This window comes from Streptomyces sp. NBC_00012 (assembly GCF_045040875.1).
Taxonomy (GTDB): Bacteria; Actinomycetota; Actinomycetes; order Streptomycetales; family Streptomycetaceae; genus Streptomyces.
In genome coordinates, this window is record NZ_CP108309.1 from 4,249,139 (window position 1) to 4,264,701 (window position 15,563).

At 69.0% G+C, this 15,563-nt stretch carries 14 protein-coding genes; 2 read left to right on the forward strand and 12 right to left on the reverse strand.

Going from position 1 to position 15,563, the window contains the following annotated elements:
* Positions 1-5: 5 nt before the first annotated feature.
* The 11 genes from OHA19_RS19510 to OHA19_RS19560 form a co-directional block, all read right to left on the reverse strand.
* On the reverse strand, positions 6-1,964 hold the full coding sequence (locus OHA19_RS19510; RefSeq protein ID WP_405714903.1) for a putative baseplate assembly protein: 1,959 nt from the start codon (positions 1,962-1,964) through the stop codon (positions 6-8).
* Positions 1,961-2,374, reverse strand: a complete 414-nt coding sequence (locus OHA19_RS19515; protein ID WP_124720016.1) for a GPW/gp25 family protein — start codon at positions 2,372-2,374, stop codon at positions 1,961-1,963. Before OHA19_RS19515 ends, OHA19_RS19510 begins: the two co-directional genes overlap by 4 nt.
* Positions 2,375-2,380: 6 nt before the next feature.
* Positions 2,381-2,674, reverse strand: a complete 294-nt coding sequence (locus OHA19_RS19520; protein ID WP_405750935.1) for a PAAR domain-containing protein — start codon at positions 2,672-2,674, stop codon at positions 2,381-2,383.
* A gap of 36 nt (positions 2,675-2,710) precedes the next feature.
* Positions 2,711-4,711, reverse strand: coding sequence for a VgrG-related protein (locus tag OHA19_RS19525; protein ID WP_405714899.1), 2,001 nt, complete (start codon positions 4,709-4,711; stop codon positions 2,711-2,713).
* Complete coding sequence (locus tag OHA19_RS19530; protein WP_405714897.1) at positions 4,711-5,511, reverse strand: peptidase M23; 801 nt, start codon at positions 5,509-5,511, stop codon at positions 4,711-4,713. Before OHA19_RS19530 ends, OHA19_RS19525 begins: the two co-directional genes overlap by 1 nt.
* Before the next feature lie 5 nt (positions 5,512-5,516).
* The gene (locus OHA19_RS19535) at positions 5,517-5,954 is read right to left on the reverse strand and encodes a phage tail protein (RefSeq protein WP_072488542.1); all 438 of its coding nucleotides are present in this window, start codon (positions 5,952-5,954) and stop codon (positions 5,517-5,519) included.
* A 31-nt stretch (positions 5,955-5,985) separates the two neighbouring features.
* A complete protein-coding gene (locus OHA19_RS19540; RefSeq protein ID WP_405750938.1) occupies positions 5,986-7,689 on the reverse strand; it encodes a hypothetical protein in 1,704 nt (567 codons plus the stop codon).
* Positions 7,690-7,718: 29 nt separating this feature from the next.
* The gene (locus tag OHA19_RS19545) at positions 7,719-7,862 is read right to left on the reverse strand and encodes a DUF6760 family protein (RefSeq protein ID WP_093896703.1); all 144 of its coding nucleotides are present in this window, start codon (positions 7,860-7,862) and stop codon (positions 7,719-7,721) included.
* The gene (locus OHA19_RS19550) at positions 7,859-8,314 is read right to left on the reverse strand and encodes a hypothetical protein (RefSeq protein WP_405714894.1); all 456 of its coding nucleotides are present in this window, start codon (positions 8,312-8,314) and stop codon (positions 7,859-7,861) included. The genes OHA19_RS19545 and OHA19_RS19550 overlap by 4 nt, the downstream gene beginning before the upstream one ends.
* On the reverse strand, positions 8,314-8,757 hold the full coding sequence (locus OHA19_RS19555; RefSeq protein ID WP_072488539.1) for a phage tail protein: 444 nt from the start codon (positions 8,755-8,757) through the stop codon (positions 8,314-8,316). Before OHA19_RS19555 ends, OHA19_RS19550 begins: the two co-directional genes overlap by 1 nt.
* 77 nt (positions 8,758-8,834) lie before the next feature.
* Complete coding sequence (locus OHA19_RS19560; protein WP_405750941.1) at positions 8,835-10,385, reverse strand: phage tail sheath family protein; 1,551 nt, start codon at positions 10,383-10,385, stop codon at positions 8,835-8,837.
* A gap of 388 nt (positions 10,386-10,773) precedes the next feature.
* On the opposite strand from OHA19_RS19560, the gene OHA19_RS19565 reads away from it, so the two are divergent.
* Positions 10,774-13,935, forward strand: coding sequence for a hypothetical protein (locus tag OHA19_RS19565; RefSeq protein ID WP_405750943.1), 3,162 nt, complete (start codon positions 10,774-10,776; stop codon positions 13,933-13,935).
* Positions 13,935-14,822, forward strand: a complete 888-nt coding sequence (locus OHA19_RS19570; RefSeq protein ID WP_405714888.1) for a hypothetical protein — start codon at positions 13,935-13,937, stop codon at positions 14,820-14,822. Before OHA19_RS19565 ends, OHA19_RS19570 begins: the two co-directional genes overlap by 1 nt.
* Here OHA19_RS19570 and OHA19_RS19575 read toward each other — a convergent pair.
* Positions 14,819-15,514 carry a DUF433 domain-containing protein gene (locus OHA19_RS19575; RefSeq protein WP_405714886.1) on the reverse strand — a complete coding sequence of 232 codons (696 nt, stop codon included), beginning with the start codon at positions 15,512-15,514 and terminating at the stop codon, positions 14,819-14,821. The genes OHA19_RS19570 and OHA19_RS19575 overlap by 4 nt on opposite strands.
* Positions 15,515-15,563 lie beyond the last annotated feature (49 nt).

Here is a 15,563-nt window from a genome sequence, read left to right on the forward strand (position 1 = left end):
GGTGGTCAGGCCTCCCGTACCCGGAGCTGGTGCTCGTAGCTGAAGACCAGCGCGTGCCGGTCCAGCGCGATCTTGGTGGTGGGCTCGCCGCGCTGCCCGTTCACGGGGTCGGCGGGGAAGAGCCGTACGTCCTCCACCAGGTCCACGCCCGCCACCTGTTGCAGCACCGCGAACGCCTCGCCCGACTGGATCGGCCGGCCGAACGGCCAGCCGTCGCGGCCCGGTCCGCCGCTCAGCGGGTTGAAGTAGCTGTAGAGGGCGGTCAGCGCCTCCTCGCGCACCCGCTCCAGCACGACACCCCTGCGGGCCTGGACCGTGGCGACCACCGTGACCCCCTGGTAGAACGGCCGCTCGACCACCAACCGGGCCCCGATCGGCCTTCGTTCGTCCAGATGTCCCGCGATCAGGGCGAGGGTGTGCTGCGGCGGGACGAGCTCGTCGAACCGGATCCGGCCCTGCTCGTCGCTGCGCCCGGCCGGTACGACGAGCAGCCGCACCCCGCCCGCCTCGACGGCCGAGTCCTCGCCGGCCGGGATGCACTGCACCCGGGCCGCGTCGGGTGCGACCTCGCGGGCCAGCAGTTCATAGTCGTGCGGCACGACGGCCCGGTGCAGGGTCCGCAGCGTCATCGGTCCGCGCACCCGCGCGCTCTCCACCGTCTCGCCGTCGACCCCGCCCAGCGCCGGGCTGCGGTTCTCCACCCGGGCCACGTACGGGATGGCGCTGCGCAGCACCCGGAGGGTGGAGCGGGCGACATTGCCGCGCAGGCCCCCGCCGGTGCGGTACGAGCGCACGCGTACGGTGGCGCCCTTCGGCGGCACCTTCCCGTAGTAGCGGATGGAGCCGTCCCGCTCCCGTACCGCCGGACCGAACTCGACCCGCCCCGAGTTGGGGTCGAGCGTGATGTGCCGGTCCTCGGGTCCGGAGTGCGCGAAGTCGTCGACCCGGGTCCATTCCGTGCCTTGCGCGCCGCCCGCCGGATCGGCCACCTCGACGACGAAGTCGCCGGGTACGACGGGCGGGCGGCTGATCGTGAAGGTCTGGCCGGGCACGCCCTCGGCCGGGCCGAGCACCTCGTCGTTCACGGTCTCGGCGTGCACCGCCCCGACGGTCGCGCCGATCGTGAACGCGGTGATCCGACGGACCACCGGGGGTGCCATGTAGGTGGGCTGTCCCGGGGCCGCCTCCACCAGGCGGCAGCGCAGCCAGCCACCGGTCCGGCGCACGACGACGGCGGGCGTGTGGCCCTGGGGGAGGTGCAGGATCAGCTCACCGGACCGGTTGAAGCCGCCGGTGTCGTCCTTCTCGACCTCGCAGGCCGTCCAGGCGCTGCCGTCCCACGCCTCCCAGACCAGCGGTGGCCGCAGCGGGTCCACGCCGACGCCCTCGACGGCGCAGTCCAGCCGGAGCACGACGACCCCCGAGGGGACGGCCGCGGACAGACCCACGTAGAGCGCGTCGCCGGGCGCGGGCGTGGCACCGAAGCAGGGGACGGACCGGCCGAGCGCGAGTTCCTCGGTGCGGTCCAGCGCGTCGCCGGACGTCGGCCAGGTGGCGAGGTGGGCGAACTCGCAGGGAACTACGGACAGTTCGCCGACGGTGGTGAAGACCACCGCCTCCTCGGTCTCGGTGCGTACGGTCGCGACCTCCGTGCCTGCCCGCACCCGTACCGGCTCGGGCTGCGGCGCCGAGAGCCGGAACGTCACATCGGCGTGGGCGGCCGTGGGCGGGTGGAGGCGGACCCCGATCAGGTCGAGGAAAGTCAGATAGCTCTTCTCCGGGACACGGTTCACCCGGTAGACGAGCTGGTCGACCATGGTCGCGAAGGCCTCTATGAGGGTCACCCCGGGGTCCGACACATTGTGGTCGGTCCACTCGGGGCAACGCTGCTGGACGAGCCGTTTCGCCTCGTCGACCAGGCCCTGGAAGCGGCGGTCGTCCAGATACGGGCTGGGCAGCGTCACGCGCCGTCCACCTCCTCGTGCTGCGGGATCACATAGAACGGGAAGACCAGGTTCCGGGGGTCGTTGGCGCCCCGGACGGTGTAGCCGATGTCGATGTACAGGACGCCGTTGTCCGCCTCGTCGAACCGGACGACGACCTCGGTGACCTCGATCCGGGGCTCCCACCGGTCCAGCGCGAGCCGCACCTCGTACGCGAGCTGCCCGGCCGTGCCCGCGTCCGCCGGGGCGAACACGTAGTCGTTGACGGCGCAGCCGAACTCCGGCCGCATCGGCCGCTCGCCCGGTGACGTCGCCAGGATCAGCCGGATCGACTCCTCCAGCTCGTGCTCGCCGCGCACCAGGGCGATGGACCCGGTGGCGTCGGTGCGCGGCGGGAAGGCCCAGCCCGCGCCGATGAACTCCTGTCCCATGGCCGCTCAGCCTCCGATCAGCACCGTCGGGCACCCGGACACGATCGGTGCGCCGCAGGCGGCCCGGTCACCGGCCCGCGCGGCCGGCCGCCCGCCGATCAGCACCGTGGCGCTGCCGGGCGGGGCGATCACGGACGGGGCGTGCACCGCGGGCGGCGGCAACGCGCACAGGTGCGGGGTGCCGACCGTGGCGGCGGGGAGCCCGCCGATCAGCACGGACGGGACGCCGGGGGGCCCGACCGTGCCGGGGTGTCCGGTGGGGTCGCCGACCCGTGCGGCTGCCGCCGCGGCTGCTGACATGGCAGTGCGTTCCTCTCGGTCGGTGCGTCCGCGCCGTCAATTGATCTTCACCATGGGTGCGTTGATGGACAGCGAGCCGCCGCCCTTGATGTCGGTGCGCTGCGTTCCGTCGACCGCGACCTGGGCGCCCCGGACGGCCACCGTGCCGCCGGTGGAGAGCTTGACCTCGCCGTTCCCGCCGTCGACGCTCACTCCGCTGCGGGACTTCACCGTGACGCTGTCGCCGCTCAGTTCGAGCGTTCCCTGCCCGCCGTCCAGCGCGACCCCGCGGGCCGCCCTGATGGACACCTGCTGCTTGGCCTCGATGTTCACGCTGCCGTCGCTGTTGATCACGATCACGGTGCCCTTGCGGTCCAGGTCGATCTTCAGCTTTCCGTCGCCGGTGAGCAGGCGTACGCCCTGCGGGCCGTTGGCGTCGTCCAGGATCTCCAGCTGGTTGCCGCTCTTGGAGGCGATCGAGCGCCGGTTGACGGCGCCGCTGGTCGGGTCGACGAGGGGGCCGCCGGGGGCGGATTCCGGGGCGGGCCCCGAGGTGTCCGGGGCGCCGGTCACCGCACCGGCCACGGCACCGGCCGCGCCCGCCGGAGCGCTGCCGCTCCCGCCACCACCACCGCCGCTGGCACCTCCACCGCCGCTTCCCTGGGACGGCCGGTCCTTCCCGTTGTACAGACCGGCGAGTACGTACGGGCGGTCCAGGTGTCCGTGCTCGAACCCCACCAGCACCTCGTCCCCGACCTCGGGGATGAACGCCTCGCCGCCGCTCGTCCCGCCCGACTGCGCCGTACGCGCCCAGTCGCTCGCGTACTCGTCCGAGAGCCAGGGGAACCGCACCTTGACCCGGCCCGAGCCCTCCGGGTCATGGGTGTCCGTGACCGTCCCGCTGACCAGCCCCGCACACCGCGACCCGCCACCGGTTCCGGCCCCGCCGGAGCCCGGCCCTCCGCCGGTCAGCCCGAACAGCGAGCGCTCCTGCTGACCGGAGACGGTGAGCCAGGTCTCGTACCCGCGCACCGGGTCGAAGACGTGCCGGGACGACGTGACCGTGTACCGCCCCTCGAACGGCGCACCCACCGCGTTGAGCGCCACCGCGCTGCCGGCCCGCACCTCCGGGTTCCCCCGGATCACCGCCTCCAGCTCCGCGAACGACCCGGCGATCCGCTCCGCCAGGGCCTTCGCCGCCTGGTCCACCTGCGCCTGGGCCCCGTACGCCGCGTCCGTGACCACGAACCGCGCCTCGCCGAACGGGGCGGACACCTCGGCCGCGCTCACGCCCAGCTCCAGCGTCGCCGACTTCCCGGCGGGCGCCCGCCCGACCAGCGGCTGCTTGGCCTTGACGTCCCAGCCGCGCACCTCGACCTCGGAGACCTGCTCGGCGGAGGACACCCCGGCCCGGCAGCGCAGCAGGTTGCTGCCCATCTCCAGGACCAGCGGATCGCGGTCGGCCCGCGCCGAACCGTCCGGTGCGCCGCTCGCCTCCGAGGGCCGGGTGATGTGCAACTGGCCGTCGAGCACATACGCCTGGGCGCCCGCCTCCTCGGCCAGGCCCCGGATGAACTCCCAGTCCGTGACGTTGGGCTGGGCGATGTGTTCGAGCACCGGACCGGCCACGTCGACCTTGCCCGGCTTGAGTCCGGCGCGCTGGGCGACCTGAGCGCAGATGTCGGCGAGCGTCATGTTCTGGTAGCTGGCCACCCGGCGGCCGCGGAACAGCCGGTGCGACTCGTCGAGCCCGCGTACGACGGTGAACGTGCCGGTCTCGTCGAGCTCCACCTCCAGTGCGGTGACGACACCCTTGAGCAGCGGCTTCGGTGCCGAGTCGCCGCCCGCGCGGGCCAGCAGCCGCGCCTCGGTGCCGATCTTCAGCCCGGTCTGCTCCAGCAGCACCCGGTCCGGGTCGCGGAAGCGCAGGAGGAACAGGTCGGGCAGCGTCCGGCTGTCGTCGACGTACCCCTCGACCAGTGTGTTCACGAACTTCGGCGGCAGCGGGCTGCCGCCGAACTCCACCACCAGCGCCGTCGCGACGCCCGACCCGGCCATCAGGACCGCCCTCCGTCCCTGGCCTCTGCGAGCCGGCTCAGCTCGTCGAGCGCGGGGAGCAGCAGTTGCCGTCCGGGGGCCAGCCGCAGCGGGTCGTCGATCCCGTTCGCCTCCGCGATCACCCGCCAGGCCGCCGGGTCGCCGTACTCGCGCTGGGCGAGCGAGGGCAGCGAGTCCCCGGCGTCAAGACGGTGCACCCGGCGGGCGGCGAGCGCGCCCGAGGTCGGATTCTGGCCGGGGGTGTCGCCGCTGATCTCCTCCATCGTCACCTGGCAGACGGCCCGGATCGGCACGCCCGACGTGGTGAACAGGGTGTATTTCGCCTGCACTTGGCTGACGTAGCCGGGGAACCCGGTCAGCCCGCCCCAGTGGAAGACCACCCACGGCGGCGAGGACCGCTGCTGCTGGCGGGTCTCGTTGGTCGGCACGCAGCAGGCGAAGAGCTGCTCCACGGAGGTCACCACCCGGGTGTCCTGGGTGTCGCTGGCGTCGAAGAACATCTCCACGGTGAGCTTGCTGGGCTGCGAGCCCTGGTACTCCGGCGGGCCGGAGCTCTTCGCGCCCTTGGCCGGACTCCGCTTCCAGGAGGCGGCCTTGGTGAGGCTCAGCTCCTTGGGGTTGAACTGGAAGTCGATCCGCCCGCACGGCCCGCCAGGGGTGAGGCCGCCGCCGGTCGGCGGGGTCCGCAGCTCCAGATAGGCGTGCTCCAGCTTGGGCCGGGCCGAACCTCCCCTGCCCGTCTTCGCCGCCGCCCCGGACGTACCGGCGGCGCTGAAGGCGATGGGACCGGCACCGCTCACGACGCTCAGCCCTCCATCACATAGCCGTGATGGGCGATCTCGATCGTCTCCATCGCGACCTTGGGCGATTCCGGGGTGAAGGAGGGCCCGGTCCAGCGGACCGGCACGACCTCCAGCAGCCCCCACTGGGCCACCTTCTGCCCGTCCCCGGTCCGCGCCTCGATGTGTGCCGTCTTGCGGCTGAACCCGGTCGTCATGGTGGCGAACCAGCGCGCCACCTTCTCGGTCTCCTTGGTGAGCGGCCGGGACAGCTTGACGTTCGAGTACTTCAGACGGGTCGGCAGCTGCCACAGATGGCCGTTGTTGCCGCCCTCCTCACGGGTTTCGAGCACCACTTCGCAGCCCAGCCCGTCGCATGTGTTGAACGAACCGAGCTCGATGTCGTCGATCGTGACGACGAAGCAGACACTGACGGCGGGGTCGTTCTCCTGGGCGGTGGCCATGGTCCGTACCTCTCGATCTCAGTACTTGAAGTCAGTGCCTGGTGTTGATGTGGAATCCCGCTCGTTCGCGTTCCAGCCGCAGATCCGCCTTGAAGAGCCTGCTGAGCGGTGCGTACAGGGCGCGCACCAGCTCGTCGGTGACGACGGGCGCTCCCCCGGAGCCGGAGCCGGAGCCGGCCACGGAAGCGCCCGGTGCACCGTGGGCCCCGTCCGTGGGCCCGGGTTCCGGTTCCGGCTCGGCCTCGGGCGCGGCCTCCTGCGGCGGTGGCTCCTCGCTCTCCGTCTCGCGCTGCACGACGGGCGCCGAGTACGACGGCGACGACGACCCGAAGACGACGCTGCCGTCCGCCATCCGCTGGGCGACGCCGGCGGCCACGGCGGCCGAACCAGCCGTGGTGAAGGAGGTCGTGGAAGGAGCGGAGGCCGTGGGCGACGCGGCCCGACCGCCGGAACCCGGCAATGAACGCGGCACCGGCGGCCCCCCGGTTGCCTGACGTTGCAGGGCGGGAAGCGACGGGGAGTGCGTACGTGCCGCCTCCCCCGTCCCGTGGGGCCTGGCGGTACGTTGCAACGCCGCCGGAAGGGACGCGGCCGGCGTCACCGAGGGCACGCCCTCCCGGTCGGACGTCCAGCGCACCGGAACGGAATCCGGCGGAGCGGACGGCGAAGGGAACGGCGACGAGGCCGACGGCCCGGACACCGGCCCCGTCCCGGCCGCGGGAACCGCTACCGCCCCGTCCGCGGCGGAACGCTGCACGGCGCCCACACCGCTGCCCGGCCCGGCCCGGAGCGTCACGGGCCGGTCGGCGAGCAGGGGCGCGACCGGGCCCGTGGGCGGGGGCGGCGAGAGGGGCGGCTGGGCGGGCCCGGCGGGCGTCCGCTGCACCGCCGGTGTGGAAGCCGCCGGTACGGACTCCGACGCGGCGGGGAAGAGAGGTGAGTCGCCGAGCAGCGGCGCGGTGGGCCCGCCGGAGTCGGGGGCCAGCTCCGGGACTGCGGACGCCCCGGAGAACACAGCCGCCTCAGAGGCATCGGCGGCACCGGATACCTCACCGGCTCCCCCGCCCGTCCCCAACGTCTCCGGTCCGTCATGGGCCGCCTGCCGCTGCGCCGTGGGCGGCAGTGCGGACATCGGCGCACCGAGACCGGGCGCCCGCCGGGACCGGTCCTGGGCCGGAGGCAGCACCGAACGCTGAACGGGCGGGGCCGGGGACGGGAGCGCCGGCGGGGCGGAGGACTCGGCCGCCGGTTCCGGAGCCGAGGCCGTTACGAGGGGCTGCTCGCCCACCAGCCGGTGTACCGGCAACTCCGCCACGGACGACTCCCCGGCCGACGTCATCGCGGGCGCGCCCGCCGCGACAGCACGCTGCACGGGCACGGGCACGGACAGCGGCACGTACCCGGTCCGTACCGGCGGCTCCCCCGGACGCTCCACGGACCGCTGCACCGGCGACGGGCGCTCCGCGGGAGCCGGGGCGGTGATCCCGTGCACCAGCCCGGTGGGCGCGTCCGGGCTGACCAGGTGCCCGAGGGGCGTACCGAGCGAGGTGTCCTGCCGGGTGGAGAGCGAGCCCTGGAACCCGGAAGGATCGATGACCAGATCCTGTGCGCCCACGGTCCGCTGGATGGGCGGCAGTTCAGCCAGGTCGACCCGCTCGCGCGGCGCCGCCGGCGCAGCCGCGCCCGCACTCGCCTCCGTGCGCCCGCCGCCGCGCAGCCAGGACATCAGGCCCATGGATTTTCCCGCCCTCCCTGCGCTGTTCGCTACTGCCCGTTGAGGCGAGCGATCTGTGCGACGAACCTCAGTCGTTCCGGGTGTTCCAGGTCCAGCAGCTCATCGAGCGGCCAATGGAAGTGGTAGGCGAGGTACGCGACCTCCTCGTAGAGCAGGTCGGCCGCGTACGTCACGATTCCCCCAGGCGGCCACCGGCGAGATTCACCGCGAACTCCTCCTTGCAGGCCGGGCAGGAGACGGCGGCGCGGGTGTGTCCCTCGGCGTTGATCCGCCGGTAGAAGTCCTGGAGGAAGGCCAGGTCGGAGGCGAAGAGGTCCTCGATGATGCCGGGGTGGACATCGTCGATGGTGCCGATCCGGGTGACGACCCTGGCGATGAGCACGACCGAGAGGTACGCGGAGTTCTCACGCACCCGGTCGTCCCGCAACGGCACGAGTTCGTCACGCGCGGTCGCGAGCCGCATGACTCCCGCGTGGTGCACGGCGCCCGTCTCGTCGACGTACCCGCGCGGCAGCTCGAAGGTGAACTCGGTGCGGAGCGGCTCCCGTTGACCGGAACGCCGTTCCGTCCCCCCGGCCGGTTCCGAGGCCGGGGCCGGAGCGGGCGTCTCTGTCGTACGTCGCATCAGTCGAGTTCCATGCTTTCGTACGTGATCGCGAGCTTCTCCGTCAGGACCGAGGTGTCACCGGCCTTGAGGGTCCCGATCTCCAGGGACTTCGGCCAGGCGTTGATGAGCTTGTAGCGCTTGATGGCAATGCCCTCGTGGTCGTACACGATGACCGCACCGTTGCGGCGGGCCGCGGTCATCCGGCCGAACCGGGAGTCCTTGATCCACCGTTCGAAGCTGTTGTCCTCGGTGAGACCGCGGGTCACGGTCACCTCACCGGCCTTCGGCCTGCCGGGGAGCTTCTTGATGGCGTAGCGGCCGTCGGCGGTGTTCTGCTTCAGCTCGATGACGTCCTGCTCCATCTTCAGACCGCTGACCTCGGTGATCTGCTTGATGACGACGCTGTCGAATTCGAGGCCGAAGGAGGCCCCGACGGTGCTGTCGAGATCGGGAAGTGGCACAACAGGCTCCTTTACGGCTCTTACCGCTTGGTGGACCTCTGAACGGCCGTTCCGCTACGGCCCGGCGCCCGGCGGCGCTACTCGTCGACCCCGCCGGTGCCCCCGGTCAGCTGGGAGAGGCGGAAGACGACGAACTCGGCCGGCCTGACCGGCGCCACCCCGATCTCGCAGATGACCTGACCCGCGTCGATGCTCTCCGGCGGATTGGTCTCGCGGTCGCACTTGACGTAGAACGCCTCTTCCGGGGTGAGCCCGAACAGCGCCCCCTTGCGCCACTCGTTGACCAGGAACGCCGAAACCGTGCGCCGGATTCGGGCCCACAGGGCGTCGTCGTTCGGCTCGAAGACGACCCACTGCGTACCGGTGAGGATCGACTCCTCCAGGTAGTTGAAGAGGCGCCGGACGTTCAGATAGCGCCAGGCCGGGTCGGAGGCCAGCGTGCGCGCGCCCCACACCCGGATGCCGCGCCCGGGGAAGGACCGGATGCAGTTCAGCCCGATCGGGTTGAGCAGATCGTGTTCGCCCTTGGTCAGCTGGGTCTGCAGGGCGACCGCACCGCGTACGACCTCGTTGGCGGGCGCCTTGTGCACCCCGCGCGACTCGTCGTTGCGGGCCCAGACCCCGGCGATGTGGCCGCTCGGCGGTACGAGCTGGGCGCGGCCGGACGAGGGGTCGGCGACCCGGATCCAGGGGTAGTAGAGCGTGGCGTACTTGGAGTCGAAGTTCGCGCGGTCGGTGCGCCAGGCGCGGATCTGCTGCGGACTCAGTCCGGGCGGCGGGTCGAGGATGGCGACCCGGTCGCCCATCAGCTCGCAGTGGCTGATGAGCCCCTGCTGCACGGCGATGACCGACTCCAGGTCCAGCAGGCCGCGTTCGTACGCGCTCATCAGGTCCGGCACGGCGATGGTCGTGACCTCTTCGACCGCTTCGAGCCCGCCGAGCCCGGTCCGGCGGTCGGGGTCGCCGACGTACAGCTCGGGGGTCAGCGCCCCGGCGGCGGGCGAGGCGGGCGCGGCGGGAGCCAGCGTCACGCTCTGCGTCCCGGGCCTGGCCGGGGCGGCGCCGCGCCCGGTCTCGCGTATCTCGATGAGCTCCGACTTGGCGTTGACCCGGGTGGCGACGTTCTCCTTGCTGCGCTTGGTCGTGACGCTCGGGTACGTCTCCGCGACCTGCCCGTCCCGCTTCACGATCAGCTGGAAGACGTCGGAGGGCGGATCGTCACCCTCCACCTCGGCCACCTCGACGGTGATCTCTCCGGCCACGCCGGGGCGGGGCTTCACCGCGTACGGCCCGAGCCGTGTCTCCGACCCCGCGGGCAGCTGCCCGGCGCTCCCTTCGTCGTCCCCTTCTGCCGGCGGCTCGGTACCGTCGTCGATGCGCACCACGTAACAGACGCCGCCACCGTTGGCGAAGAACCCGTACACGGCGGACGCCAGATATGTACCGTCGACGAAGTCACCGAACGTGCCGGCGAACTGGCTCCAGTTGGTGATCAGCGTCGGCTCGTCGAACGGGCCCTTCCGGGCGAAGCCGACGAAGGCGGCGACCGAGGTGCCCACCCCTTCGATCGGCCGGGATCCGGACTCGATCTCTTCGACGTAGACGCCCGGGGACAGGTACGACGGCATGTGAGTCTCTCCTTGGCCGGGAACGCCCGCAATTCTCGCGACACCGGCGATCACCGGGAACGGACACACGGCCGCCCACCCGTGCACCGGCCCCTGCCCGATCAGGCAACACCGTCGTGCTGTACGTGCCGCCGGGCGCTGCCCCCGACTGCGGCTCGCCTGCCCTGCTCACCGCGCGGGCGCTGCGCACACTCTGGGACGCCGACAGGGACATGTGCGGCCGGGAGGGCGGATGAAGGCTGTTCCGGAGAAGGACCCCACCTCCGCGTCCGGCCACAGAGACACACCCCATCAGGAGAACGTGACACCCAAGCCCGAGGTGTCACGTTCGCAAGCACCCCCACCCCACCGCCCGCCGGGCGACCGCCCCGCCCCCGACCCCCGCGGCGTGCAACGTCTGCAACGCGCGGCGGGCAACAGGGCCGTCTCCCGCCTGGTCGCCCAGCGCTACACGGCCCCGGTGAAACCCTCCCCCGCCCAGGCCCCCGGCTTCCGCAAGATCAAGGCGGACGTGGCCTCCAAGAAGGTCCGCCTGGCCGCGCACACCCCCGCCGCCGCCGAGTCCAAATCCGCCCAGGACGCGGCGGTCGCACCGCCCGACGACAAGGAGGCGCAGGGCAAGGCGGCCAACGCCGAGAAGATGAACGCGGCGAAGCCCGGCGAGTTCAACAAGCAGGCGTTCATCGACGCGGTGAACAAGGCGATCGACTCCCAGGCCCCGAAGAACCTCGACCAGGCCGACAAGTTCTCCAAGTCCGGCAAGGCCGACCAGATCAAGGACGAGGTCAACGGCAAGGTCAAGGACGGCAAGGACTCCTCCGCCAAGGACATCGACACGGCCACCAAGGCCCCACCCGACACATCGGCGGCCAAGGACAAAGAGGTCACACCCCTCACCCCGGACCAGGCACCCGCCAACCCCGGCGCCCCGCCCGCGGCCGACGCGGTCCCGGAGAAACAGCCGGCCGCAGTCACGGACTTCTCCCCGGGCCCGGCCGCCAATGACCAGGCGATGGCGGACGCCGAGGTCACCGAGGACCAGCTCGCCAAGGGCAACGAGCCCGAGTTCGACCAGGCCCTGTCCACGAAGAAGACAGCGGAAGCCGACTCCGCAAAGGCCCCCGCCAAGGGCAAGGCTGCCGAGGCCCAGCAGCTGAGTACCGCGAAGGCCGGAGCGGCGGCCTCCGGGGCGCAGGCCATGAACGCGTTGACCGCGACCAGAACCTCGGCAGGCAAACAGGTCGACGGCGGCAAGGGCGAAACGAAGTCCAAGGACGAGAAGAAGCGCGCCGAGGTAACCGCCAAGCTCCAGAAGGTCTACGACAGCACGAAGAAGGACGTCGAGACCACCCTGTCCGGCCTCGACAAGAAGGTCGACGAGGCATTCACCTCGGGCGAGAAGGCGGCCCGCGACGCGTTCACCGCCGACCACAAGCGCCGCATGAAGAAGTACAAGGACAAGCGCTACTCAGGCATGTTCGGCCCCGCGAAGTGGGCCAAGGACAAGCTGATGGGCATGCCGAAGGAGGCCAACGACCTCTTCCAGGAAGCCCGCAAGCTCTACGTGGCGCAGATGCAGACGGTCATCTCGTCCGTCGCCGACATCATCGGCACCGAACTGGGCAAGGCCAAGGCCCGCATAGCCAAGGGCCGAACGGAGCTGAAGGCCGAAGTAGACAAACTCCCCGCAGACCTACGCGAGTTCGGCCAGGAGGCCGCCACCGACTTCGCGGGCAAGTTCGACGACCTGGAAGCCACGGTCAACGAGAAGTCCGAACAACTGGTCCAGGACCTCGCCCAGAAGTACACCGCCGCCCTGAACAAGGTCGACGAGGAGATCAAGAAACTCCAGGAGGCCAACAAGGGCCTGGTCGACAAGGCGAAGGACGCGATCGTCGGCGTCATCAAGACGATCAACGAACTGAAGAACCTCCTCCTGGGCATCCTCGCCAAGGCCGCCTCCGCCATCATGAAGATCATCAAGGACCCCATCGGGTTCCTCGGCAACCTCGTCAAGGCGGTCGGCGCCGGCCTCAACCTCTTCGTCACCAACATCGCCACCCACCTCAAGACCGGCGTCGTGTCCTGGCTGCTGGGCACCGCGGTCAAGGCCGGCCTCGAACTCCCCCAGAAGTTCGACCTCAAGGGCATCATCCAGCTCATCGGCTCCCTGCTCGGCCTGACCTGGGACAACATCCGCGCCCGCATCACCCGCAAGGGCATCCCCGACCAGGCCATGACCGCCGTCGAGTCCTCCGTCCCCGTCGCGAAGAAACTCGCCACCGAGGGCCCGGCGGGCGCCGTCAAGGAAATCGAGTCCGAGGCCGGCGACCTCAAGGCCACCATCCTCGAAAAACTCACCAGCTACCTGATCCCCACCGTCATCATCGCCGGGATCACCTGGATCATCTCCCTCCTCAACCCCGCCTCCGCCTTCGTCCGCGCGGTCAAGGGAATCATCGACATCGTCACGTTCATCGTGAACCAGGGCGCCCAGATCGTGGAGTTCGTCAACGCCGTCCTCGACGCGGTCATCGCCATCGCCAACGGGGGTTCGGCAGGCGTCCCGAAGATGGTCGAGGCCGCCCTCGCCGCCAGCGTCCCGTTACTGATCGGCTTCCTCGCCTCACTCCTCGGCATCGGATCCCTCGCCAACAAGGTCAAATCCGTCTTCCACGCCGTCGCCCGGCCCGTCAACCGCGCCATCGACAAAATCGTGGGCTTCATCGCCAAAGCAGGCAAGAAACTCTGGCAAAAACTCAAAACAAAAAACGACGAGACAAAGACGCCGAAGCAGAAACAGGAATCCCTGGACAAGGCGGTCAGGGATGGCGTCAAAGCAGTAAATGAGCACCAAGGAAATGTGAACCAGGGAGCCCTCGCTCCCATTTTGTCCAAGATCCGCACGCGGTACAGGCTTTCCCAACTAACACTTGTTCGCAACGGCGCCAAGTGGGCGGTTTTTGGAAAGGTTAATCCGAGCAAGAGCGATGACACCGATAGGACGACTGGAGATACACAAGCGGCAACAAAGCTCGCCGCCCAAGTCTCCACCAAACTACACGCAGCGCGACTTCTCCTCCAAGAGAATCCCCGACTGAAATACGAATTTGCGATGCGTCTCCAGCAGCTTGAACAAGACACCAGAGACGCAAGAGAAATGCTCGACGATCCCCAAGTAATAGAAATACTCAACGATCTACTCAATGATGCCGAAACTCTACACGAAGAACTGCACACCAAAACGTCCACCGAAACCACGGACGAAGAACCTGCCTACGTTCGCGAGAACCGGGTACCACAGGACAATGAGACTGTGCTGGCGGATAGGGCCAGGTATCAGTCGACGGGGCGAAGGAAAAAGGGTGCGATCATATACAGAGGTACTGACGGCAGATACTATCACCGCGACACGCTGCACAGAGGGAAGGGAGCCGAAATTGAAGTATACGACTCGGCCTATAAACACATTGGGACCATGTCGCCGTCCGGGACCTTCGACGCCAGCGGCAAGGTGAATGGTCGAGACATTAAGGACGAGATGGCCTGATGGGAAAAGAGATCAGCCAGAACTGCATTGCGATTCCCGTGGATGGTTCATGCTACCGCCTCAGTAGACGCCCACAGCACCCTCAAATTGTCGTTAACGACCACTACAGAGGGCTGCATGTTCTGGACCTTTGGTCAGGAGCACCAATTAAAACAATTCCATTCACATCAAGGTATGCCAGATCAGGCGTAGTGACGGAATGGTGCTTCGACGCTAGTGGCAGCAGCGTGCTTTTGTTTGACGAAGAGACTCATTCAGCCTGCTACATATCTCTCATCAGCGGCGATAGGTGGGATCTCGATGTACCATTCTCCCCCCTCTTGGACATCCGCTACACATGGCATAAAGATTCATTCTGGATAACTAACGGAATGCATTCACCTTTCTTTCAGCTGACCTGGGCGAACAAAGTTCCAAAATTTGTCAAGCGCTCGAGAATCCAAGCTCTCGCAGCAGAACCTTCCTGGTACAGGTCGCTACAGGCGCTCCCCCGCTCGTCCACTGTTCATCGGGTCGAGGCCGAGTCGGAGCGCCTCGTTTACCACCGCCATGCCGAAGAACAGGGAATCGGCTTCATGGACTGGTCGACACCACAATGCCATGAGCCTATTTTCCCCCTCCCGAAGATGGCAAAATTTACCGGCGAGGTGCCTCGACTCGCTTACCGAAATCAGATCTTCTATATATTGAGAGAAGAAGAAATTATGGCAATCAACACAGAGGGCGAGATGCGCCAATCGATCGCGGCAGACGAGGGGTTCGAATTCTCCGACTTCGATATCGTATACGACGAAAAAAGCCGAACAGCTGCTTTGACTGTCTTGGGAAGCTCTCTTTCCAGCCCGCGAACAGGTCGTATCTGGTTGCATCCTCTTGAAGATCATTAGCACGGAGGAACTACGAAACCAGCACTGCACGATCTCAGCTTCCGCCCGATGGCCGTGGACGGCTTCGTGCTGGACCTGTCCGATACCGCCGCCAACCCGAACTCGTCGCCGACGACCTCCAGCGGCTCGCCCGCCTGCCAGAGGCCGACGATCGCATCCACCTGAACCTTGTTGGACGCAACCACTGGCGCCCCCCAGCCGAACCGTGGATCGATGATCACCGGCGCGACGTCCGGATACTGCATCAGGCGCAGCCGCTGCGGAGTCCGCCCGTCGGCTTCCCACGTGATGTAGCGCAAGTAGTCCTCGATGACCTCGCGGATCGGCCGTTGCCCATCGCGAGCCCGTGCCAGATCGCCTGCGTGGTCCACGAAGATCTCGACGCCGTCGGTCGCGATCCTGCGCGTGGCCAGCCCATAGGGTTCGCCGAACTCTCGCCGCACAGCCTCCGCTGCCTCGCGAATCTTGTGAAGGCTGAGCCCCAGGTCCCGAAGCGCGTGCAGCACGTACGCCTCGACCACGGCGACGAACGGTACCGACGGCCCGCCCCTCTTCTCGGCCTCGACAGCATGGACCAGCGGCTCGCCGGCTGCCTTCTCGTGAAGCCAGCGGTACAGCGTTCTCTCGTTGATTCGAAGATGCCGCGCGGTCTCCAGCGGCGTCAGGATCGGGTCCCGGAATTTGTTCACCATCAGCGGCACCTCCCTCAGGCCGCGGCGTTACACATCGAGTGGCTCACCC

Excerpts from the sequence above, each read along its gene's own strand:
- OHA19_RS19540 (WP_405750938.1), bottom strand. The coding sequence starts at position 7,689 with ATGGGCCTGATGTCCTGGCTGCGCGGCGGCGGGCGCACGGAGGCGAGT.
- OHA19_RS19515 (WP_124720016.1), bottom strand. The coding sequence starts at position 2,374 with ATGGGACAGGAGTTCATCGGCGCGGGCTGGGCCTTCCCGCCGCGCACC.
- OHA19_RS19535 (WP_072488542.1), bottom strand. The coding sequence starts at position 5,954 with ATGGCCACCGCCCAGGAGAACGACCCCGCCGTCAGTGTCTGCTTCGTC.
- OHA19_RS19560 (WP_405750941.1), bottom strand. The coding sequence starts at position 10,385 with ATGCCGTCGTACCTGTCCCCGGGCGTCTACGTCGAAGAGATCGAGTCC.
- OHA19_RS19570 (WP_405714888.1), top strand. The coding sequence starts at position 13,935 with ATGGGAAAAGAGATCAGCCAGAACTGCATTGCGATTCCCGTGGATGGT.
- OHA19_RS19550 (WP_405714894.1), bottom strand. The coding sequence starts at position 8,314 with ATGCGACGTACGACAGAGACGCCCGCTCCGGCCCCGGCCTCGGAACCG.
- OHA19_RS19575 (WP_405714886.1), bottom strand. The coding sequence starts at position 15,514 with ATGGTGAACAAATTCCGGGACCCGATCCTGACGCCGCTGGAGACCGCG.
- OHA19_RS19525 (WP_405714899.1), bottom strand. The coding sequence starts at position 4,711 with ATGGCCGGGTCGGGCGTCGCGACGGCGCTGGTGGTGGAGTTCGGCGGC.
- OHA19_RS19520 (WP_405750935.1), bottom strand. The coding sequence starts at position 2,674 with ATGTCAGCAGCCGCGGCGGCAGCCGCACGGGTCGGCGACCCCACCGGA.